The organism is Pseudodesulfovibrio senegalensis (assembly GCF_008830225.1).
Classification (GTDB): domain Bacteria; phylum Desulfobacterota; class Desulfovibrionia; order Desulfovibrionales; family Desulfovibrionaceae; genus Pseudodesulfovibrio; species Pseudodesulfovibrio senegalensis.
Map to the genome: position 1 here is coordinate 157500 of NZ_WAIE01000004.1, position 20117 is coordinate 177616.

A 20117-nucleotide genomic window follows, 5' to 3' on the forward strand; every position below is an offset into this window, starting at 1 on the left:
TGCATTCGCCCTTGTTTGCGGAAGCGTGAATTTACGGGGGATTCATTGACCGAAAGCCACAAATCAACTATCCCTGCATCCATGAAGACAGCCGTCATCATTCCGGCATTGAACGAATCCGGGACTGTTGCCCGTGTGGTGTCCGAGGCGATTGAGGTCATAGGACACCATGTTTTCGTCGTGGATGATGCCAGCAGCGACGATACGGCGGCAACGGCGCGTGCTGCCGGTGCCACGGTCCTTTGCATGCCCTACGGGAGCGGCGCATGGAATTCCATTCAGGCCGGAATCATGTTTTGCATGCAGCGCGGCTACCAGCGCTTCGTGACCATGGATGCCGACGGCCAGCACATGGCGCAATCCATTCGCGTTATTTCCGATTGCGCTGAAGCGACCCGGGCCAATGTGGTTCTGGGCAGCTATCCGGAGCGCGGCAGCCGGGGGCGCAGGCTGGTTTGGCGGATGTTCAACCGCATCAGCGGGCTCGGGCTCAGGGACATGACAACCGGTTTGAAATGCTATGATCGTGATGCCGCCGGATACCTGTTGTCGAGCGAAACCGCGTTGCTGGACTATCAGGATGTAGGGACGCTGCTGGTGTTGCGACGCCGGGGGATGAGCATTCGTGAAGTCCCGGTGGTCATGTGCATGCGGGAGGATGGTTGTTCGCGCGTGTTCAGTTCGTGGCTTGCCGTTTTCGAATACATGCTCAAAAGCATGCTTTGGATTTTGAGCGACAAGATCATGTCCGGCACCGATAATGATCACAGCTGGGAGACGTATCATGACGTATAGGACCACGGCACTGATTATAGCCGTTTGTTTCGTGGCGGTGATCATCGCCCTTGTGCGGCGGCAACGTCTGAATGTGCTGTATACCTATTGGTGGACATTTTCCGCGGCAGCCATTCTGGCCCTCGGGATTTTTCCGCAGATGCTGGATCATGTCGGAAGATTTCTTGGAATCTCCTATCCGCCTATTTTGGCCATTGTGGTCGGGTTATGCATGCTTTTCGTCAAGGTGCTGACCATGGACATCGAACGAACCAGGCAGGAAAAACAGATCCGGATTCTTGCCCAGCGAATGGCCGCATACGAAGCCCGGCTGGATGCGATGGCTCGCGAATGATCGTTTCAAAGCCGATGGTGGTTAGAAATAGTCATGGTTGATATTTTTTTGCAGATAGTATTGAAGGAAAAAATCTCAAAAATATCCCAATGGGGTTGACGGGCCGGTGTTTCCGGAGTATAAATTTTTTACTTCTTAAACTTCCTTTCTTTTGTGGGGGCTGGTTTGGGTAGAACATGTGTTCTCTTCAAACCAGCCTCTCTTTTTTAGGGAAGACATAGAATGCGTTTTATATCAAATCGTTATCTCCACTCGATCTGCTTGTTTCTTTTCGTTGTCTTCCTTTTTGCTGTTTGTTCCGGGTGCACCAACCGTATTTCCCTTGAGTCCATGGGCGGCATTGCCATTGACAACGGTTTTCTAGAGTCCCGTTTCCACGGACGCTATTTCGACCTGCTTGAGTATGTGCACAACGGTAAGCCAACGGGCGATGGTCATGTCCTGAATGTCTATCTGGAAGGTGATGGCCGTGCCTGGCTGAACAGGCGAACCCCGGCTTCCGACCCCACCCCGGACAACCCTGTTTCCTTTTTGCTCGCCATGCAGGACCCGCATGCCCTGGTTGCGTATCTCGCGCGTCCCTGCCAGTTCGTCAGCGGTGCCGAACGGAGGAACTGCATCAGCCCGTTGTGGACCTCCGCCCGTTTTTCCGAGCCGGTTGTCGAGGAAACGAGCCGGGCGTTGGATGATCTTTTGCGGCGAACGGGTGCGAACCGTCTGCGGTTGATAGGTTTTTCCGGTGGCGGCGCCTTGGCCGTGCTTGTGGCCGCACGCAGGGCAGATGTGGTGTCGCTGGTCACGGTAGCCGGAAATCTCGACCACGCTGCGTGGACGTCCATGCACAAGGTTTCACCTCTTGTGGATTCCCTCAACCCCATGGATGTAGCCCAACAGGTGCAACATATCGAACAGCTGCATATTGCGGGCGCGGACGATGCGGTTGTGCCACCCTCCATAGCCCGCCGGTTTGTGGAGGCCATGCCGGATCCTGTGGCCGCCCGGGTTGTGGTTATCGACGGCATGGGGCATCATGACGACTGGTCCGTGGCCGTGCCGCTCATCAACCCGTGATTCCCCGTTCAGACAGGCCCATGCAGTTTATTCACAACAAGTACATATTCGCGTTGCTGCTGCTTTTTGCCGCGGCCCTGATCTATGCGGGGCTTGCCATGCATCATGCCCGGTTCATGCAGGATACCGGCTGCGTGTATCACGGCAGCGATCAGCCCATTTTGGCCAATAACGATGGCTGGTTCTATCTATCCGCGGCACGGCAGATTGCCGGGACGGAGTCGCCCGTATCCGGCGTTCTTTCCGAAACACGGCAATCCATGCTCATGCCGCATGTGCTGGCCATGCTGGCCGGAACTGACGACAGTCGGCTCCGGCAAATCGGATTCTATCTTCCTGTTGTTCTGGCTTTGTTTATGGTCATTGGCGTCCTGCCGTGGGCCATGGATACCGGGTCGCGGTTCCAGATGGCGGCAACGGCGCTTGGGGCGGCTCTTGCCCCGTATTGGATCGTGCGCACCCATGCCGGAAAGCTGGACACCGACGGACTGATTCCGGGATTGCTGAGCCTGTGCCTGTATGCATTGTACCGCTTTTCCCGGGGCGGCCCCCGGCGGTGGCTCTGGCTGGGCGGGTACATGCTTGGTGCCGGAGTGATGGGGCTGTGGTGGAAGCCGGGCCTGTTTCTGGTTGCCGGGGCATTTTTCCTGTTGATGGTGGCCCCGCCGAAAACACTCTTTGATGCACGGTTGCGTCTTGGTCTCGGTCTGGTGGTACTGGTGGGCGCATTGCTTGCCGCCATGGGTGTCTCGCCCATCGCAGGCTATCTCGAATATGCCGCAAGCCATGCGCGCCTTGCCTTGGGTTCCGGAACCGGATCACTGCTTGGCCGGGCCATAGCCGAACTGAACGGTTTGTCGCCAATGGCATTGGGTGACGGCGTGATGGGCAGTGCGTGGCTTGGCCTTCTGATAGTACCGGGCATCATTTTTCACCTGCGGGAAAACAGCCGTGCGGCCTTGTTTCTTTTGCCCACCATCGTACTGGGTGGATTGGCGGTCATTGCCCAGCGGTTTGCGATTTTTCTGGTGCCCGGTGCCGTTTTTTTTACAGCCTGCGGAGTCCGTGGTTGCGTGGATATGTTGCTTCGGCGCATGCGCAAGCACCCGCCCGCTTTGGCTCCGGTGCTGTGGACGGCCGTGTTGGTGGCGTTTTTGGCACCGTCCGCATTGGCGGTTGCCGAGTTTGAGCCGCGTCCATATTTCGATGGCGGGGATATCCGAATGGCCGAGGCCATACGCGAAAATGCGGATGCCGGGACACACCTATGGTCATGGTGGGATTACGGGTATTTCCTGCAGTACCTGACCGGGTGCCCGGTCTTTTTTGACGGCGGCAGCCAGACCATGCGTTCCTGCTTCATGGCCGCCTATCCTTTGGTGCAGGCCGATCCGGACATGGCGGCGCGCTGGATGGGTTATTTCTCGGCCAATCCGCAGGCGCTGCCCGGGACCGCGTGGGAGCAGTGGAACCCGCAGGGGTTTGCCGCGTTCGTGCGCAACATGCCCGAGCCGAAACGATCCGTGCCCGTTATCCTGTGCCTGCCGCGTCGCGCCTATGACGCCAGCGGCTTTCTGTATTCCTTTGCCCATGCGCGAGGTGAGGAGCGGGGCCAGACACCGCCTCCGGTCGTGAACCATATGGATATTTTTGCGCGGGGCGATTTCCGGTATGACGCGTGGAACAACACCGTGGTGGTCCCCGAGCCCGTGCAGAAAAAGGGGTATACGGGGTTTGGCGCCATTGTGGACGCCACGGGCCGCACCCCGGATGATTTTCGGTTTGAAACCATGCCCGATCCCTACCTTGTCCACGCAGACAGCGCGGATTTCATAGCGGTAGTGGACCGGGCCATGGTCGATTCCGTTCTTTTTCGCCTTCTCGGCCTGTTCAGCTTTGAAGACACGCCGTTTTCACCCCTGTTTTTTGAGTACGGCACAGGCGGCGCATGGCGGGTGAGCCTTCCCTGATCCTATTGATACACGGGACGGTGCACCGGCTGTCTCGGATTTGAATTTCCTTTTGGTACAACAACCTTCGGGGTGTTGGGCAGCTCTGGTTTCAGATGTCGTTTCCCTTTGCTCAGTGAGGGGATCATCTGCATGAGCAGCGGGGGTATGGGTTTGGGGGCACCGATGGAGCCGTCCGGGCCGATGCGGGAATACAGGCCGCCTTCGCCGATGTCCTGAGACGCTTCTCCGGTACGCAGTTGCAGCACATGGCCCTGACCGAGCGAAAGCGCGCCCACACGGTTGCGTTCGCTTTCCACGTGGGCGAACACGTCGGAGCCCCGGATGCCCACCGTGGCCAGCGGGGTGCGCATGTTGAAGCCTTCGGGGTTGGCTTCCACGATCTTGCCGGTGACGGTTCGGAACATGCCCTGCGAAAGATCAAAGAGCAGACCGGATTTCTTGCCGGAATAGACATACTGGTCAATGGTCATTTTCGAGGATTCACCCAGCACGAGGCGGGTCTTGTCTTCGAACATGACCGAAAGCCGACCCTTGGGGCCCGTCGCCAGCACGTCGTTTTCCATGACCGGGGTTCCGGTTTCGGCCGTTACGCTTGTGCCTTTTCGGGTAATGGTGGCCGGTCCTTCGGTGTCATCGACCGTTCCAACGCTTGCGGCCGTGGCAACCGTGGCCGCCGCAAGCAGCATCAGCAGGGCGAGCGCCAGAGCTCGCTGGATCTGTGTTCGCATGATGGCTCCTTTGTGATCGGCAACCGTTTTCGGTTCCCGGTTGACGGAATTCGGGCAACCATAACCCAGCCTGAAGATTGTGTCACCAGCATGAGAATTGTTGCGCACTGCCGTGCCGCAATGTACCGTGGGCGCGGAACAATGGCCGATTTTTGCCGGCCCCACGAGCAACAGGAGAATCCATGGCCGCGTTTCGATACAGGGCCGCGACAGCGGACGGCAGTACGCAGAAGGGCGTTCTGGAAGCCCCTTCGCGGGAACGGGCCGTTGCCGACCTCAGGGCGCGGGGGCTTATCCCTCTGGACCTGAAGCCATTGTCGCAAAAAAAGAGCGGCGGGTCAGGCAGAACGAGAGGCTTTTCCTTTGGATCGCGTGTTCCCCGGGGGCTGATCGGCTCCACGGTGCGCCAGTTGGCCACCCTGCTGCAAGCCGGTCTGCCTTTGGATCAGGCCCTGAATCTGGTGCTGGGCGGGACCCGGCACGCCGAGCTCAGGCGCATCCTTTCCGATATACGAGAGAACATCCGGCAGGGCGGGGATCTTGCCGGAGCCTTTGGTGCGCATCCCTCCGTGTTCGGAGCCACGTTCGTGACCATGGTCCGGGCCGGGGAATCCTCGGGCACGCTGGAGATCGTCATGGAACGGCTGGCCGAGCACATGGAGCAGCAGGCCCGGCTCAGGCGCAAGGTGCGCGGGGCAATGGCCTACCCGTTGCTCATGCTGCTGGTGGGGCTGGGCGTGGTGGTCTTCATGCTGGCGTTTGTCATCCCCAAGGTTACGGATATCTTTTCCGACATGCAGCGCACATTGCCGCTGCCCACGCGCATTTTGCTGGGGGTGAGCGACTTCATGCGCGATCACTGGCTGCTGCTGGTGCTGGCGATTGTCGGGATCGGGCTGGGGGGGTACGCCATTGCCCGCACGGCTGCCGGACGGAAGCTCTTGCACCGCAATGTTTTTCGGGTTCCCTTGCTGGGAGTCGTGGCCCGGCTGCTGGCCGTGGGCAGGTTCTCGCGTACACTGGGCATGCTGCTCAAGAACGGCGTGCCGCTGGACCGCGCGCTGGACATCGTCAAACGCATCACCGCCAACGTGGAGCTCGGCCGCATCATCGGCGAGGTGGCCAAGGGCGTGCAACAGGGCCATTCTCTGGCCGCACATCTGTCCGATTCGGGCTTTTTCGACGAGACCTTCGTGCAGCTCGTGGCGGCCGGGGAGCAGAGCGGCAGTCTGGAGCGCATGCTGCTGGTGGTGTCCGACGAGTGCGACAACCGCGTGGAAGCCCGGCTTCAGGTACTGACCTCGCTCATGGAACCGGTCATGATTCTGGTCATGGGAGCGCTGGTGGGATTCATCGTCATGGCCATCATCCTGCCCATCTTCGAGATGAGCAGCATGGTTGGCTGACGTTATTCAAAGACGTATTTGGGTGCGGCAACAGACCCCTGAAGCGTGAACCGCGTGTCCTTGCCGGGGTTGATTTTAGCACCCATGGGCCCCGGAACAATTCTTTCCGCAGGAGCACGGAGTGTCCCGGCCAGGTTCAGGACCGCGTCCGGTTGGTTGCTCCATTGCGGGCGCATGGTTCCCCGCACGTTGATTTGGAAATCCGCACCGGATTGCAGCCGCAGTTCATCTACCTGCATCACGCCATTGGCAAATGTGGCCGCCAATTTTCCACCCATGATCGGATACCCGGACAGGGCCGGAAATTCGAAGGTTGTTTTCAGCAGTCCGGCATGCAGGTCGAGCGCGCCGTTGCCGCTGGTGTCCAGAACACCCCTGCCGGAAACCACACCGTCCAGCACCGGGAAATGCTCTTGGACCAGCAGCAGTTTTTTCAGCCGTACCCCGTCCACGGTTGCCGAGAGGCGCAATGTCTTTAGATTTGTGAAACTCTGCGTGCGCAGTACCGCGTCCACGCTGCCCTGCGCCATGGTTCCGTGCAGGCTCAGGCCGAATCCGCCGGAAAACAGGGCCGTGAGCGATGGTCGGATGGTCACGTTGCCGATGCGGGCCAGTGCGCCGGTCTTGCCATTGTGAATCAGGCATTCCGAGGCCAGCATGCCGGGGGGGAATGCCGCGGATTCCACGCCGCGCAGGGTCACGGACACGGGGCCTTTTTCGTTCAGATGAGTTAGGGCCATGGAGACGCCCTTGGCGCAGAGCAGATGCAACCCAAAAAACATGAGAAAAAGCAGCAGGAACATTCCCGCACCAACAGCCATGGAACGGTCGGGCCCAGGCAGTGCGGCGCGGCAGGCGTCCGTGAGCGCGTTCAGACGGTTCTGCATGGCGGCGGGAATGAATTTCCGGACGTTGGGCGGTTTCATGATTCGCGGGTATTGCAGGGCTAGATGTTGGTGACGCGCAGCACTTCGGAAATGGTGGTCACGCCCTGCAGGATTTTCATGCACCCGTCGTGCTTGAGGGTGCGCATGCCTTCATGCACGGCTTCCTTTGCCAGTTGTGACGAGTCGGTCTCGGTCAGCACCATGGACTTGAGTGCATCGCTCATCTGCATGAGTTCGTAGAGGGCCTTTCGTCCCTTGTAGCCGGTTTCCATGCACGCGGGGCAGCCCGTGGCCCGGTAGATGGTCTTGCCCTCGAACAGGTGCGCGTATTCCCCGAAATTGGCGGCCAGTTTGTGCGGGTCCGGGCGGTAGGCCTCCCGGCATTCGGGACAGAGCACGCGCACGAGGCGTTGCGCGGCCGCGGCCCGCAGTACCGAGGCCAGCAGGAACGGCTCCACGCCCATGTCCTTGAGCCGGGTCACGGCGCTGGGCGCGTCGTTGGTGTGCAGGGTGGAAAAGACCAGATGCCCGGTGAGCGCGGCCTGTATGGCGATTTCCGCGGTTTCCTTGTCGCGTATTTCACCGATGAGCACCACGTCCGGATCCTGGCGCACTATGGAGCGCAGCCCCTTGGAAAATGTCAGCCCGATCTTGGCGTTGACCTGTATCTGGCCTACCCCGTCCAGCTGGTATTCCACCGGGTCCTCGATGGTCAGGATGTTCTTGTCCGGCGAGTTGATGCGGTTGAGCAGGGCATAGAGCGTGGTGGTCTTGCCGCTGCCCGTGGGACCGGTGAGCAGGATCATGCCGTGGGAAATGGAGGAAAGCCGCTTCATGTGCATGAGATCGTCGTCCATGAGGCCGAGATCGCCAAGACTGAGGATGCGGTTGCTTTTTTCCAGCAGACGCAGGACCACGCGTTCGCCGTGTGCCGTGGGCAGGCAGGAAACGCGCAGGTCCACCTGCCGGTTGCCGAGGCTGAGCGCGATGCGTCCGTCCTGTGGCAGCCGTTTTTCTGCGATGTTCATTTTGGACATGATCTTGAGCCGGGAAATGAGGGCGGAATGGTGCCTGCGGTCGATGGTGTGCTTGTCGTAAAGCACGCCGTCCAGCCGGAAACGAATGCGCAGGGTATCCTTGTACGGCTCGATGTGCACGTCGCTGGCGCCGGCGCGTACGGCCTGCGTCAGCACCGTGTTTACCAGCCGGATGAAGGGCGCGTCGCTGGAATCGTCCAGCAGGTCTTCGATGTTCTCATGCTCCGCGTCCAACAGGTCTTCGTCGTTGGTCTGGCCGAGGATGTCGCTCACTTCCGAGTCCTCGCGCGCCGAGCCGAAAACGTTGTTGATCACGCCCAATATGGCTTGGCGGGGCAGGAGCACGGGACGGATGCGGTCCATGTTCAGGGCGAAACGGAAATCCCCGGTGCGCTCCAGCCCGTCGGAATTGCACACGCCCAGCAGGACCCCGTCGTCATGGCGCAGGGGGATGGCGGGCAGTTCCTTGAGCCTGCCGATGGAAAACGCCCCGATCAGTTCCGGGTCCACGCTTCCTTCGGGCACAACCTCCAGCCGGGGAACGGCGTACAGGTCCGAGAGCAGCTCCAGCAATCCGGGTTCGTCCAGAAGCCCGGTGCGGGTCGCGGCCTGTTCGAGATTCTCACGGTTTTCCCGTGCTTCGGTCTGCAACTGCTCCAGTTCTTCGTCCGTCAGGTTCAGGCGTGCCCGGAGTTGTGTGGCCAGTGTCTTGCTCATGCCCTGTTCACGCTCGCCATGCCCGCTAGCGCACCAGCACGGGCTTGAGTTCTGGGCCGGGCCGCAGCAGGGGCTGGTCCTTTCCGCCACCCAGTTTGACGCGCATGATGTCCGAGCGTTTGGCCTTGGCCATGGTTTCGGCCTTGTCAAAGGTGTCGATGACGTGGGGCGTCAGGAAAATATACAGGTTCGTGGTCTGGTTTTCGGTTTTTTTGTACTTGAAGAGCCAGCCGAGCAGGGGGATGTCGCCCAATCCCGGCACCTTGCTGTTGTTCTGGGTTTCGTCGTCGCCCAGCAGTCCGGCAATGACCACGGTCTGTCCGTCGCGCATGAGGATGGAGGTTTCCACCTCCCGTTTTTTGGTGGTGGGGGCCAGCAGCTGGCTGTTGCCGACCTTTACCTGGGAGTCCACCACCCGGCTGACCTCCTGCTTGATTTCGAGGCGCAGGGTGCGTTCGTCGCTGATGTGCGGGGTGATTTCCAGTTTGACGCCCACGTCCTTGTAGTCGATGTCCTGCTCGTTGTAGTCCGTGTTGTTCGTATTGGTGGAGGTCTGGGTCACGAAGGGGATGTTGTCCACCACGTTTACGCTGGCGGTCTCGTTGTCCAGAGTCATGAGCTGCGGCGTGGAAAGAATCTTGAATCCGTCGCTGGATTTCGAGGCCGAGATCAGGCCTTGCAGGCTGTAGCTGTTGTCCCCGATTTTGATGGCATTGCTGAGCACTGCGCCGATGCTGCCGCCCGCCGGGAAACCAAGCACCTGCACCTCGTCGTCATCCGGCAGATTCAGTGAACCGCCGCCGGTATTGGACGAGCCGAAGACCGAGGTGTCGCCGCCCGAACCGCCCACGGCCCAGTTCACGCCGAACGAAAAGTTCGTGTCCGTGGAGACTTCCATGATCAGCGCCTCGATGAAGACCTGCTTGCGCAGCACGTCCAGCTGGGAGATGGTCTGCTTGAGCGTGCGGAATTCGTCGGGCCGGGCCGTGATGACCAGACTGTTGGTGGCGTTGTCGGCCACCACCTTGATGTCTTTGGAAAATATGCGCTTTTCCCCTTCCTTGGCCGGCGTGGTAGAAACCAGTTCCTGCAGCACCTTGGCCACATCCTCGGCCTTGGCATTGGAAAGGTTGATCAGGTGGATGTCATCCTTGCCCTTGGGCGTGGGCACGTCCATGACCTCCACAAGGCTGGCCACGGTTTCCGCGTTGGTCGGGTCGGTGAGGGCTATGACCGTGTTGGTGCGGGGATCGGCCTCCACCATGGCGAACGCCTGCTGGTTGTTCTTGAGCATTTCCTTGGTCTTGGTGGCCACGATACGGTTGATGCTCGTGGCCACGCCCTTGGCGTCGCCGTACTGGAGCGGATAGGAACGCAGCACGGGCGGAGCCTGGCCCTTGTCCACCACGCTCAGTATTGACAGGGCGCGGCGCACGCTGGAATGGGACGCGGTAATGATCAACGTGTTGCTGGGCTTGTACACGTTGATGTTGCCGTTCTTGCCGATGAGCGGCGTGAGCAGCTTGGCAAGCTCGGTGGCGCTGCTGTTTTCCAGTGGGATGATCTGGGTCACCAGCCCTTCACCCCGGATTCTGTCCAGGCCCACGGCCGTGGGCGCACCCTGGGTCACGGCCTGTGGAATGGGTTCGATCCTGTAGGCCTGGCCGTCCGGCACCACGCACAGGCCGTTGACTTCCAGAATGGATTCGAACACCCGGTAGGCCTCTTTCACGGTCAGGCGCTTGGGCGAATAGACCGTGACCGCGCCGCGGACCTTGTTGTCCACGATGAAGTTGCGGTCCGTGAGTTCGCTGATGAATTTGATCAGGATGTGGATGTCCACGGATTTGAAGTCCAGACTGATGGTTCCCTGTTTGTCCGCGGCGTTTTGCGCCTGCCCGTGGGCTGGCAGGCAGAGCGCGGCCAGCAGGGCCATGGTCATCACTGTTGCTATGATCTGTTTCGTTTTCATTCGTTTATCGCTGCAGGGATGCGTGCACGATGTGCGGCTTGTTGTCGCGCACCAGGAATATGCGCACGTTCTTGCGGTTCAGGAGCGCGGCCAGCCGCTGCACGGTGGGCGGTTCTGTCAGCGCGGTTTCGCCGATGCCTGTCAAAATGTCTCCGGCGCGCAGGCCCAGTTGGGCCAGGGGATTGGTTTTGTCCAGCCGTTGCACCAGCACGCCGTCGTGTTCCGGAGTCCGTGTCAGGCGCAGTCCCCGGGCCATGGCACCGGCAGAAAACATGGTGTGGCGGCCTGTGTGTCCGCTCTGCTCGGCAATGGCCGCGTCGTTTCGTTCCATGAGCAGCAGTTGGGGCGTGCCCGCCTGTTCCAGCACCACGCCGCGGCGCCTGATGTCTTTGATCGTGCTGTTTTCAACGCGTTCGCCCACGCTTTTGACCACCTGCTTCTTGTTCTGGAGCATGATGATGGCGCGTCTGAGTTTCGGGTCGCCCGCATAGATGGTTCCGAGCAGCCGTATGTTCAGGGAACTGACGGGCAGGGCGCTCAGGTCCTGTTGTGCCGAACGCTGCGGCGTTGCCAGTCCGAAGATGTTGCGCGAGAGGATGTTGCCGAAATCGCGGGGCGTTTTTCCGGATTGCTGTGCCGCACGCATGGGAAGGGCCGGGCCTGCGTTGCGGCCTGCCTGTTGCGCAGGGGGCACCATTCGTGCGGCGGCAAGAGAGAATGCGTAGGCCATGACGGCCAGAGCGCCGAATTCCCATGCTTTGGTGATAGTCGATTTTCGGATCATTGCTGTCCCGTGCCCGGTGAAAACGCAGGCCAGATACCTTTATTCCCTTTGCCAACCTCAGTTATCCGGTTTTGGTTGTGATGGCAACTTGATGAGACTGCGAATACCCTTGTGGAACCTTGTGTTTTCCCCGCGCATGTGCTTTTTCAGGGTCATGGGTTTCATGCAGGAAGAAACAGGCGCATCACGATGCCGAAGGCCGCAATGCGGCAACGGCTTCACGCTGGTGGAAGTGCTGGCCGCATTGACCTTTCTGGCCGTGGCCGGATTGGCGGTGATGCACGCCAACCGTTCCAACATGGATACCCTGACCAATGCGCAGCGCATGGACGAAGCGCAGGTGCTGGCCCGCAGCGTGCTTTTCGACCTGCACCGGGAAGGTGTTTCCGACCTCATGGACAGGGACGGCACGTTTGAGGAGCATCCGGGCTTTTCGTGGCAGGCCCGCGCCTTTTCCATGGCCAGGCCCGAAGGCTGGTACCGGCTGTTGGTTTCCGTGCGCTGGACCGACCCGACCGCCGCAGGAGACAAGGTTCGGGAGGTGCGCGTGGAAGAGGTGTTGGCCAAATGACGGCGACGCGCAGCGCACGGGCGGGGTTCACCCTGCTGGAAGTCATGATAGCCGTGGCTCTTTCCGCCACGATTTCACTGGTGCTTTTCGTCCTGTTCGACGCCTCGGCGGACGTGGCCGTGCTGGCCCGGCAGCAGGACGCCACTTCGCAGACGCTGGCGGTGTTCGACGGCATCGTGCTGGACGATTTGCGCAGCATCAACGTGTCCAACGCCACCAACGAGGCTTTCCATTTTTCCGGCAGGCAGGCCACGCCCGGAGATGAACCGTTTCTGGCCTTTCCGACCGGCGTGTCGCTGGAAACCGGGCTGCCGTATCCATCCTGCACCGTGCGCCGGGTGGAATACTCCGTGGTGGAGCATCCGCACGGAAACGGGCTGGCCGTGGTGCGTAGCGAGATGCCGTGGCCCGGCGTGGACGGGGACTGGGAAGACGTTGACCATGTGTTGCTGGAAGGCGTGGAGCGATTCAAGGTCGAATACTACAATGAAAAGGCGGACCAGTTCGTTTCCGTGTGGGGCAGCGGCAACGGTACGCGTCTGCCCGACGCCGTGCGTTTTGCGCTGGCCGTGCGCAACGAATCCGGTGATGTCGTGGAGCGTTCACTCGTGTATACCGTGAGCGGGGCCGGGCTGTGATGCTCCGCAGGAAGCAGCGCGACCGCAGCGGCGTGGCCATGATTCTGGTGCTGCTGATCGTCCCGGCCGTGCTGCTGCTGGTGGCCGGCACCACGCGGCTGCTCATGGTGCGCTATGCCGGGTCCGCCAGCCAGCGTACTCGAGCGGCCGGGGATGCCCTGCTGGAATCCGGGCTGGAGCTTTCCCGGGCATTCTTGCGGGGAGACATGGACGGATACCCCGACCCCGAGCTGCATCTGGAGAAATTTTCCGAGGTGCTGGAGCAGGTGTCCGGCCAATTGGAATCGGCCACCATTACGGGGTCCATCACTGCCGAGCAGGGCAGGATTTCACTGGGCGTGCTGGCCGGGTATTCGGACAACGCCACCAGTGCGGACATGGCCTCGGATACGGCCCGGATTTTTAAGCAACTGGTGCAGGATTTGTGCGACCAGCACGGAATCAGGGCCGATCCCGCGGACTTGCTGACCGCCATTGCCATCTGGGGCGGGGCCAAGGATACCCGACGCGACAGGGCATGGTATGCGTCCCGGGATCCTTCGTATGCCCCCTCCGGCGGACCGCTTCTTTCCCCGGACCAGTTGCTGCTGTTGCGCTGGCCCGATGCTTCTCGCAAAGATTTACGGCTTTTGTATTTCGGTTCGGACGATGTCCCCGGCCTGCGCGATTTCGTCACGGTCTGGAGCGAGGGCCCACTGGACATGCGCGCTGCGGCAGGGCCGGTCGTGGCGGCTGTGGCCGAGAGTGCCGGTGCCGGAAGCGACGTCTCCCGCGATTATGTCGCTGACATCCTTGACCTGCGCGCTCATGGCGATGACGAGGATGGCGTTGAAGAGGCATCGTGGTACCGGGATGCGGCCGAGGATGCGGGGCTGAACATGGAGTCCTTTCCTGCCAGGGCGTTGGGCAGCGCCAGCAATGCATACCGCGTTGATCTTGCGGTGCAGAGCGGTGCCGGGACAATCAGAGCCTTGACCGTGCTGCGTCGAACTGAGAAGAAGTATCAGGAATTGTTCAGGCTCAGGTATTGAGCGCAAGCGGGGAAGAATGGCAAGCACGTTGATCGTGGATGTGGCCGACGGGCAGATAAGCCTTGTGCGGCTGGAGGGACGGGGTCGCAAGGCCCTGGTGACCGGGTGCGCGGTCATGCCTGCCCCCGATCATGACGCGGAAAGTGACGCCTTGCCGCAATCCCTGCCCCAAGCCGTTGCCGATGCCGCCGCCGACCTTGCTGCCCGCCATTCTTTGCTGGCCGACGCCTGCGTGCTCGGCATGGACAGCCGCCTCGCCTTTTTGCGCGAATATGTCTTTCCCTTTTCCTCGCATCGCAAGATCGACAGCGCCATGCGTTTCCAGTTGCTGGAGGAATCGCCTGTGCCGCTGGATGATCTTGTGCTGTCCTCGGTACGCGGTCCGGCCGTTGAAGCCGGAACCCATGTGGCTGCGGCCGCCCTGCGCCGGGAGGATGTGCGCGCATGGCTGGACGCCTTTGACGAGGCAGGAATGCCGGTGTCGGGCATGAAACTGGATATGGACGGGCTGGCCGCCTGCTGTCCCGAGGCCGGGCCGGGGCGTGTGGTGGCGGTGGACATGGGCGTGACCCGGACCGTGGCCGCGTTCATGGACGGCGGCAAACTGCTGGCCGGGCGCATTGCGGACATGGGCGAGCAGGATGTGCTGGAGGCCCTGCATCGCGATTGCTCCTTGAGCCGTGACGCTGCCGAACGGACGCTGGTTTTTGCCGATATGACGGAAGGCGGGGATTCAAAGGCCGGGTCTGCCGAGGCCCGGGCCACGGATTGCCTGCGGCAGGGGCTTGAGAATTTATGCGCTGCCCTGCGCCGCGAACTGGCTCTTTTTCAGCGGCACCACGGTTTTTGGCCCGAGGAAATGGTGGTGGGCGGTGCATTGTCCCGCGTGCGCGGATTGAAAGGGGTGTTGGAAAAGCATTTTGATTGCCGTGTGCGCCTGTGGGCCGAGGAGTGCGCGCCTGCCGGAGCCTATGATTCCGTGGCCGAAAGGTGCGGATACATGCGTGCGCACGGTCTGGCCAACAGTCTGGGGCGCTCAGGGCAGAGCTTTGATTTTTGCCGGGGCGAATTTGCGCGCTCCGCGGGCGTGACTCTGGGGAGTTCCGCCGTGCGGCGGGCCGCGGTTTTCGGCGGCGGGATGGCGCTGGCCTTTCTGGCGCTGGCACTGGCCACGGCCCATTCGCGGTCCCGGCGTGCGGACGAATTGCAGCAGCAGGTGGCGCTTGTGTACAAAAAAGCGCTGGGCAGCGTGCGCGCCGGCCTTTCCCCCATGCAGTATGAGAGCATTGTGCGCCAGCGCATGGCTGCGTTGAATGCCAGCCGCAATGCGGACGGGCAGGGTTCGGTACTGGATGTGCTGGCTGCGGTGCATGGTGCGGCCGGTGCGGCTCCTGCCGTGCAGTTGGGTGAATTGACGCTGGACCGGCGGCGGGTGGCCTTCAAGGGCACGGCTCCGGGATTTGACGCGGTGGAGCGTTTGCGCGCGGCCCTGCAGGAAAGTGACCTGTTTGCGGTGGCGGCCATCAAGGAAAGCACGGCCGTGAACAAGGGCGAGGGCATTCGTTTTGCCATGGAACTGGAGCGTGTCCGATGATTGCACGCCTGTTTACCGGCGAGCACGGGCGGGCCGTGACTCTGGGCGCAATCGGCATAGGTCTGCTTTTGCTGGTGCAGTTTGTTGTTCTGCCGCTGGCCCGCAGTGTGTCGGATTCGGAAAAGCGGCTGCGTAGTGCACACAAGGCCCTTGTCCGGGCCGAGCGTCTTGCCGGCGAGTACGTGCAGCTTCGCAGCGTGGCTTTGCCTGACGACGATATCGGCGCCGGGTCGGAGGGTACGTTGTTCGCGCGCATGGAAGCGGCCGGACGCCGGTTGAAGCTCGACTCCATGGTGGAATCCATGCGTCCGGAAAACAGGACTCTGCCGGACGGATCCAGGCTGCAGCAGGTGCGTGTGCGTCTGGGCGGGTTGGGCATGCGGGAGCTGCTGGACTACCTGTACGAGTGCGAAACCTCCGTGGGCGGACGGGTGGACAGCCTGAGCCTGCGGCGCAACCGCGACAAACTGCTGGACGTGGACATGGTCATTGCCCGGCCGGAGGGATCATGAGCGGCCTTGAACAAACTCGAACCGGGGCCATGCGACCCGGAACAGCAGATCCCGGCCGGATGCGACTTGGAGACGGGGCCAACCCGTTCAGCGATTCTTCCAAATCCTTTCATTTCTATCCCTCCCCGAGCCACCGCAAGGGGGTCCACCGCATCACCCGCGGTCTGCGTTCCGGTTGCGGCCTGATTCTGCTCATCGGCGAGATCGGCATCGGCAAGACCACGCTGGCCCGGCATATCCAGTCCACCTGCCGCCGGGAGTACGCCTTTGCCGAGCTGGCCAATCCCTATCTCACACCCAACGAGCAACTGCATTTTTTGTGCTCGCGTTTCAGGGTGGGCACGGACGGGCTGGCCTCCACGGACGACTACGTGCAGGCCCTGAGCCGTTGTTTCGCGCGTCTGGTTGAGCAGGGACGGCCCCCGGTTGTGGTGCTGGATGAAAGCCATCTGCTGGACCGCGCCCATTTCGGGCTGCTGCTCATCCTGTCCAACCTGCGCCACAAGGGGCGGCCTCTGGTGCAGATTCTGCTTGTGGGGCAGGTGGAGCTGCTCAAGCGGCTGGCCGAGCCCGGACTGGAAGCCATGAATCAGCGCATCGGGGTGCGTTGCGAACTGGCCCCTCTGAGCCGGGAGGATACCGGTCGTTATATCGAGTTCAAGCTTCGCAAGGCCGGGCATGAGGGACGTTCGCCGTTCACGGACCGGGCCGTGCGCCGCATTTGGGATATTTCCGGCGGCCTGCCGAGGCTTATCAATCACGCCTGCTCGCACGCCCTGGATCATGCGGGCTTTTCCCGCAAATCACGCATCACCCCGGACTGCATCGAGCGCGTGTATCGCGATCCCCTGTATTCCGGGCTTTTTCGCATTCGTACGCGACCCGACCGCACGGGCCGCAGGCGCATGTTCATGCTGGCGGCAGCCGGCGTGTTGCTGCTCGTTGGCGTGGCTGTGTTTCTTGTGGTGCATCAGGGGCTTCTTTTTCAGGAACGGACCAATGCCGTGTCGCGCAATGCCGTGCGCATGGTCCCGGCCCCGGTTCCCGTTGCCGAAGATGCGGCCGCCCGGCCGTCGGCCGAGCCCGGGCTTGGCGGACAGGACTCGGTAACCTTGTCCGAGCCGGTGGAGGTTGTGGAGCCCGGATTATCCAGCGGTTCACAATCCGTGCGAACTGATATAGGTTCACGAATGGATGAACCCGCTGATTTCGATGGTGATTCGGATGGAACAACAGGGAACGGCCTTTTTGCCGAACCGGCCCCGGATTCACCCGTGGCCGCCCTGAGCGTGGCCGCCGTGGCCTGGGATGAAAATCCGGACAAGCGCATGGCCATCATCAACGGCACAATCCTGCATGCCGGAGACTCCATTCTCGGCATCCGTTTGCAGGCCATCGAGCCGGACGGGCTTGTGCTTGAGCACGGCGGCATATTGTATGAGAGAAGAATGCCCGCAAACGAAGGGCAGTGACAACGGAGGAACAATGAACGGCAGAAAGGGTGCTCGCAGCGGTTTCACGCTTATCGAACTGATGGTCGTGGTGGTCATTCTCGGCGTTCTGGCCGGGTTGATCGTGCCGCAGTTCATGGACGAACCGCAAAAGGCGCGGGTGGTCAAGACGCAGCTGCAGATGGAAAACGTTTCCACGGCGCTCAAGAAGTTCTATCTGGACAACGGGTTCTATCCCACGACCGAGCAGGGGCTGGAAGCCTTGGTGCAAAAGCCGACTTCCGGTAGGATTCCCAAGAATTTCGCAGCCAACGGGTATCTTTCCAAGGTTCCCAAGGACGCGTGGGGCACGGATTTCGTGTATATTTCTCCGGGCAGCCACGGCCCGTTCGACATCATCAGCCTTGGTGGCGACGGCGAAGAGGGCGGCTCAGAATATGACGGCGACATCAATAGCTGGGAATTGGAATAGGCGCGGCTTCACGCTGTTTGAGCTGCTGGTGGTCATAGCCGTGGCCGGGATCATGCTGGCCGTGGCCATCCCCTACCTCGGGCAGGACCGGGGCGGTTCGCAGCAGGCCATGGACGAGGCCCGCAAGACGGTTTCCCTTGCCGTGGGCAGCGCCCGAAGCCGGGCCATGCTTTCCCGCACGACCGCGGAACTGGCAATGAATGAGCACTCCCTTGTGCTTTCCGGAAAAAAAAGCTTTGACCTGCCGGACGGGGTTGGCGTGAACGGATACGAGGTGCAGGGACGCGATTCGGAAGCGGCCGGGCAGCCGCTGCTTTTTTCGCCGCGCGGCCGCACTGACTGGGCCGTGCTCTGGCTGGAAAGCGGTGATTTGCGCAAGAGCCTGCTCATACGGCCTTTCGGTGGAAAGGTGGTCATGGTCGACGATTTTATCCCGTTGTCCGAGCTTCTGGACGAGGGGTTTGCCCGCGTGCAATAAAGGTGGAGTTATGCAACGTACCACGGCTTTTCTGATCATGCTTCTGCTCGCGCTTTCCGGATGTTCTGCCCGGCAGCAGTCTGCTGCGATGACGGCGGAATCCGGTTCCGCATCCGTTTCCGGTGCGGATGCCTACGAGCAGGGGCAGTACGCCAGCAGCGTGGCCTCCTTTTCCGCCCGGATTCGCGAGAACAGTGCCGACCACAAGGCGTTCAACGGCCGGGGCGCGGCCCTGCTGGCCATGGACCGCGCTGGGCAGGCGCTGGCCGATTTCAATCGTGCGCTGAGCATTGCTCCGCGCATGCCCGGCTACCATCTCAACGCGGCCATTGCCCTGTTGCGGCTCAATCGTCCGGAAGACGCGCTGGATCAGGCCGGGGAGGCTTTGCGCCTCCAGCCGGATTTTGCGGACGCCCTGCTTGCCCAGGGGATCGCCTTCATGCATCTGCAGGAATATGAAGTGGCATTGGGCCGCATCAACCGGGCTCTTGTGCTTGCGGAAAAAGCACCCGAACAGAATGCGCAGTCGCCGGAGTCGGCCCTGCGCCGTTCCCTTTTGTATTACCGGGGCATGGCGCAGCAGCATGTGGGCCTGTTTGACGATGCCATTGATGATTACACCGACTATATTGCGCTGGTGAAATCGGATCAGCGCAAGGCCTCGGCCCATGCCAACCGGGGGTTGTGCTTTCTGGAAAAGGGCGACACGGGCAGGGCGCTGGACGATTTGGACGCTGCCGTGGTTCTGAATCCGCACGACGCCATGGTTTATTATGACCGGGCCATCGTGCGGCAGCGGCGCCATGAATTGGAAATGGCCGTGCAGGATTACACGCGGGCCATTTCACGAGAACCGGAATTTCCCGAGGCCTATCTCGGACGGGGCGAGGCCCGGCTCGTGCTGGAGCAGAATCCGCAGGCGTGCCACGATTTCGGGCGGGCCTGTTCCATGGGATTTTGCGACCGGCTTGAGACGCTGCAAGACAAGGGCACGTGCGAGTAGCGCGCTGCGTTTTTTTACAGGGAAAATGAATGGTATATTTGAGCAAGAAATCGGAAAAGAATATTTGCAAATTTCGCGGGCAGGTGAGCCGTGAACAACGGGAAGCCCTGAACGGGCATCGTTCGGCGGTGTTCTGGTTCACCGGACTGTCCGGTTCCGGCAAATCCACCATTGCGCACGCCGTGGAAAAACATCTGCACGACCGGGGTATCCGTTCCTATGTTTTTGACGGCGACAACGTGCGCCATGGCCTGTGCGGAGACCTGAGCTTTTCCCCAGTGGCCCGTTCGGAAAACAATCGGCGCATTGCCGAGGTCTGCAAGCTGTTTGCGGATAGCGGCACGGCCTGCCTGTGCGCCTTTATTTCGCCCTACGCGGAAGACAGACAGCATGTGCGCGACATCGTGGGCGAGGACGATTTTCACGAGATATATATTGCCTGCCCCGTGGAAACCTGCGAGGAGCGGGACTGCAAGGGCTATTACAAGTTGGCAAGGGAAGGAAAAATCAAGAATTACACGGGGATCTCCGCGCCCTACGAGGAGCCGGAAGCGCCGCAGTTGCGGGTGAATACTGCGGGGCAGTCCGTGGAACAGTCCGTTGGTGTTGTTCTGGAATACGTTTTGGGCGTTTTGCAGCCCACTGCGTAGCGTGCATGCGGGT

20 protein-coding genes are annotated in these 20117 nt (G+C 61.1%); 15 read left to right on the top strand and 5 right to left on the bottom strand.

Annotated features, from left to right (window positions below; all coding sequences use genetic code 11):
- Positions 1–45: 45 nt before the first annotated feature.
- From F8A88_RS10730 to F8A88_RS10745, 4 genes are all read left to right on the top strand, one after another.
- Positions 46–795, top strand: a complete 750-nt coding sequence (locus F8A88_RS10730; RefSeq protein ID WP_151151154.1) for a glycosyltransferase family 2 protein — start codon at positions 46–48, stop codon at positions 793–795.
- Positions 785–1129 carry a DUF2304 domain-containing protein gene (locus F8A88_RS10735; protein ID WP_161598392.1) on the top strand — a complete coding sequence of 115 codons (345 nt, stop codon included), beginning with the start codon at positions 785–787 and terminating at the stop codon, positions 1127–1129. The genes F8A88_RS10730 and F8A88_RS10735 overlap by 11 nt, the downstream gene beginning before the upstream one ends.
- Before the next feature lie 222 nt (positions 1130–1351).
- On the top strand, positions 1352–2200 hold the full coding sequence (locus F8A88_RS10740) for an alpha/beta fold hydrolase (protein WP_151151156.1): 849 nt from the start codon (positions 1352–1354) through the stop codon (positions 2198–2200).
- 20 nt (positions 2201–2220) lie between these two features.
- Entirely contained in the window at positions 2221–4170 is a 1950-nt protein-coding gene (locus tag F8A88_RS10745) for a glycosyltransferase family protein (RefSeq protein WP_151151157.1), read from the top strand.
- Between the two features lie 2 nt (positions 4171–4172).
- Here F8A88_RS10745 and F8A88_RS10750 read toward each other — a convergent pair whose 3' ends face one another.
- Positions 4173–4901: a FecR family protein gene (locus F8A88_RS10750; RefSeq protein ID WP_151151158.1), complete on the bottom strand. Its 729-nt coding sequence runs from the start codon at positions 4899–4901 to the stop codon at positions 4173–4175.
- 182 nt (positions 4902–5083) lie between these two features.
- Here F8A88_RS10750 and F8A88_RS10755 point away from each other — a divergent pair, with 182 nt between their 5' ends.
- Positions 5084–6307, top strand: a complete 1224-nt coding sequence (locus F8A88_RS10755) for a type II secretion system F family protein (RefSeq protein ID WP_151151159.1) — start codon at positions 5084–5086, stop codon at positions 6305–6307.
- 2 nt (positions 6308–6309) lie between these two features.
- Here the strand turns inward: F8A88_RS10755 and F8A88_RS10760 are convergent, their stop codons facing one another.
- Genes F8A88_RS10760 through F8A88_RS10775 form a run of 4 tightly spaced genes read right to left on the bottom strand, consistent with a single transcriptional unit; the run spans position 6310 to position 11704 of the window.
- Positions 6310–7233 (bottom strand): hypothetical protein, encoded by a 924-nt coding sequence (locus F8A88_RS10760; protein ID WP_151151160.1) that lies wholly within the window; start codon positions 7231–7233, stop codon positions 6310–6312.
- A 20-nt stretch (positions 7234–7253) separates the two neighbouring features.
- The gene (locus F8A88_RS10765; RefSeq protein ID WP_151151161.1) at positions 7254–8948 is read right to left on the bottom strand and encodes a GspE/PulE family protein; all 1695 of its coding nucleotides are present in this window, start codon (positions 8946–8948) and stop codon (positions 7254–7256) included.
- A gap of 25 nt (positions 8949–8973) precedes the next feature.
- On the bottom strand, positions 8974–10920 hold the full coding sequence (gspD, locus tag F8A88_RS10770; RefSeq protein WP_151151162.1) for a type II secretion system secretin GspD: 1947 nt from the start codon (positions 10918–10920) through the stop codon (positions 8974–8976).
- Positions 10921–10924: 4 nt separating this feature from the next.
- Complete coding sequence (locus F8A88_RS10775; RefSeq protein ID WP_151151163.1) at positions 10925–11704, bottom strand: type II secretion system protein N; 780 nt, start codon at positions 11702–11704, stop codon at positions 10925–10927.
- Positions 11705–11795: 91 nt separating this feature from the next.
- Here F8A88_RS10775 and F8A88_RS10780 point away from each other — a divergent pair, with 91 nt between their 5' ends.
- From F8A88_RS10780 to cysC, 10 genes are read left to right on the top strand one after another with little or no spacing between them, the layout of a single operon-like run.
- A complete protein-coding gene (locus F8A88_RS10780; protein ID WP_151151164.1) occupies positions 11796–12275 on the top strand; it encodes a type IV pilus modification PilV family protein in 480 nt (159 codons plus the stop codon).
- Entirely contained in the window at positions 12272–12913 is a 642-nt protein-coding gene (locus tag F8A88_RS10785) for a type II secretion system protein GspJ (protein ID WP_151151300.1), read from the top strand. The genes F8A88_RS10780 and F8A88_RS10785 overlap by 4 nt, the downstream gene beginning before the upstream one ends.
- On the top strand, positions 12913–13944 hold the full coding sequence (locus F8A88_RS10790; RefSeq protein ID WP_151151165.1) for a type II secretion system protein GspK: 1032 nt from the start codon (positions 12913–12915) through the stop codon (positions 13942–13944). The genes F8A88_RS10785 and F8A88_RS10790 overlap by 1 nt, the downstream gene beginning before the upstream one ends.
- A gap of 16 nt (positions 13945–13960) precedes the next feature.
- Positions 13961–15538, top strand: a complete 1578-nt coding sequence (locus F8A88_RS10795; RefSeq protein WP_151151166.1) for a GspL/Epsl periplasmic domain-containing protein — start codon at positions 13961–13963, stop codon at positions 15536–15538.
- Positions 15535–16050, top strand: a complete 516-nt coding sequence (locus tag F8A88_RS10800) for a hypothetical protein (RefSeq protein ID WP_151151167.1) — start codon at positions 15535–15537, stop codon at positions 16048–16050. Before F8A88_RS10795 ends, F8A88_RS10800 begins: the two co-directional genes overlap by 4 nt.
- Entirely contained in the window at positions 16047–17522 is a 1476-nt protein-coding gene (locus F8A88_RS10805; protein ID WP_151151168.1) for an AAA family ATPase, read from the top strand. The genes F8A88_RS10800 and F8A88_RS10805 overlap by 4 nt, the downstream gene beginning before the upstream one ends.
- Before the next feature lie 13 nt (positions 17523–17535).
- On the top strand, positions 17536–17973 hold the full coding sequence (gspG, locus tag F8A88_RS10810) for a type II secretion system major pseudopilin GspG (protein WP_151151169.1): 438 nt from the start codon (positions 17536–17538) through the stop codon (positions 17971–17973).
- A complete protein-coding gene (locus F8A88_RS10815; protein WP_151151170.1) occupies positions 17939–18451 on the top strand; it encodes a prepilin-type N-terminal cleavage/methylation domain-containing protein in 513 nt (170 codons plus the stop codon). The genes gspG and F8A88_RS10815 overlap by 35 nt, the downstream gene beginning before the upstream one ends.
- A gap of 10 nt (positions 18452–18461) precedes the next feature.
- Positions 18462–19454: a tetratricopeptide repeat protein gene (locus tag F8A88_RS10820; RefSeq protein ID WP_151151171.1), complete on the top strand. Its 993-nt coding sequence runs from the start codon at positions 18462–18464 to the stop codon at positions 19452–19454.
- 29 nt (positions 19455–19483) lie between these two features.
- A complete protein-coding gene (cysC, locus tag F8A88_RS10825) occupies positions 19484–20104 on the top strand; it encodes an adenylyl-sulfate kinase (RefSeq protein WP_151151172.1) in 621 nt (206 codons plus the stop codon).
- The last annotated feature ends 13 nt before the right edge of the window (positions 20105–20117 follow it).

What these genes read in the sequence shown, in the direction of transcription:
- F8A88_RS10790 (WP_151151165.1), top strand. Translation starts at nt 12,913, where the DNA reads ATGCTCCGCAGGAAGCAGCGCGACCGCAGCGGCGTGGCCATGATTCTG.
- F8A88_RS10755 (WP_151151159.1), top strand. Translation starts at nt 5,084, where the DNA reads ATGGCCGCGTTTCGATACAGGGCCGCGACAGCGGACGGCAGTACGCAG.
- F8A88_RS10805 (WP_151151168.1), top strand. Translation starts at nt 16,047, where the DNA reads ATGAGCGGCCTTGAACAAACTCGAACCGGGGCCATGCGACCCGGAACA.
- F8A88_RS10775 (WP_151151163.1), bottom strand. Translation starts at nt 11,704, where the DNA reads ATGATCCGAAAATCGACTATCACCAAAGCATGGGAATTCGGCGCTCTG.
- F8A88_RS10815 (WP_151151170.1), top strand. Translation starts at nt 17,939, where the DNA reads ATGACGGCGACATCAATAGCTGGGAATTGGAATAGGCGCGGCTTCACG.
- cysC (WP_151151172.1), top strand. Translation starts at nt 19,484, where the DNA reads ATGGTATATTTGAGCAAGAAATCGGAAAAGAATATTTGCAAATTTCGC.
- gspD (WP_151151162.1), bottom strand. Translation starts at nt 10,920, where the DNA reads ATGAAAACGAAACAGATCATAGCAACAGTGATGACCATGGCCCTGCTG.
- F8A88_RS10795 (WP_151151166.1), top strand. Translation starts at nt 13,961, where the DNA reads ATGGCAAGCACGTTGATCGTGGATGTGGCCGACGGGCAGATAAGCCTT.
- F8A88_RS10735 (WP_161598392.1), top strand. Translation starts at nt 785, where the DNA reads ATGACGTATAGGACCACGGCACTGATTATAGCCGTTTGTTTCGTGGCG.
- F8A88_RS10740 (WP_151151156.1), top strand. Translation starts at nt 1,352, where the DNA reads ATGCGTTTTATATCAAATCGTTATCTCCACTCGATCTGCTTGTTTCTT.
- gspG (WP_151151169.1), top strand. Translation starts at nt 17,536, where the DNA reads ATGAACGGCAGAAAGGGTGCTCGCAGCGGTTTCACGCTTATCGAACTG.
- F8A88_RS10750 (WP_151151158.1), bottom strand. Translation starts at nt 4,901, where the DNA reads ATGCGAACACAGATCCAGCGAGCTCTGGCGCTCGCCCTGCTGATGCTG.
- F8A88_RS10785 (WP_151151300.1), top strand. Translation starts at nt 12,272, where the DNA reads ATGACGGCGACGCGCAGCGCACGGGCGGGGTTCACCCTGCTGGAAGTC.
- F8A88_RS10820 (WP_151151171.1), top strand. Translation starts at nt 18,462, where the DNA reads ATGCAACGTACCACGGCTTTTCTGATCATGCTTCTGCTCGCGCTTTCC.
- F8A88_RS10780 (WP_151151164.1), top strand. Translation starts at nt 11,796, where the DNA reads ATGAGACTGCGAATACCCTTGTGGAACCTTGTGTTTTCCCCGCGCATG.
- F8A88_RS10760 (WP_151151160.1), bottom strand. Translation starts at nt 7,233, where the DNA reads ATGAAACCGCCCAACGTCCGGAAATTCATTCCCGCCGCCATGCAGAAC.
- F8A88_RS10765 (WP_151151161.1), bottom strand. Translation starts at nt 8,948, where the DNA reads ATGAGCAAGACACTGGCCACACAACTCCGGGCACGCCTGAACCTGACG.
- F8A88_RS10800 (WP_151151167.1), top strand. Translation starts at nt 15,535, where the DNA reads ATGATTGCACGCCTGTTTACCGGCGAGCACGGGCGGGCCGTGACTCTG.
- F8A88_RS10745 (WP_151151157.1), top strand. Translation starts at nt 2,221, where the DNA reads ATGCAGTTTATTCACAACAAGTACATATTCGCGTTGCTGCTGCTTTTT.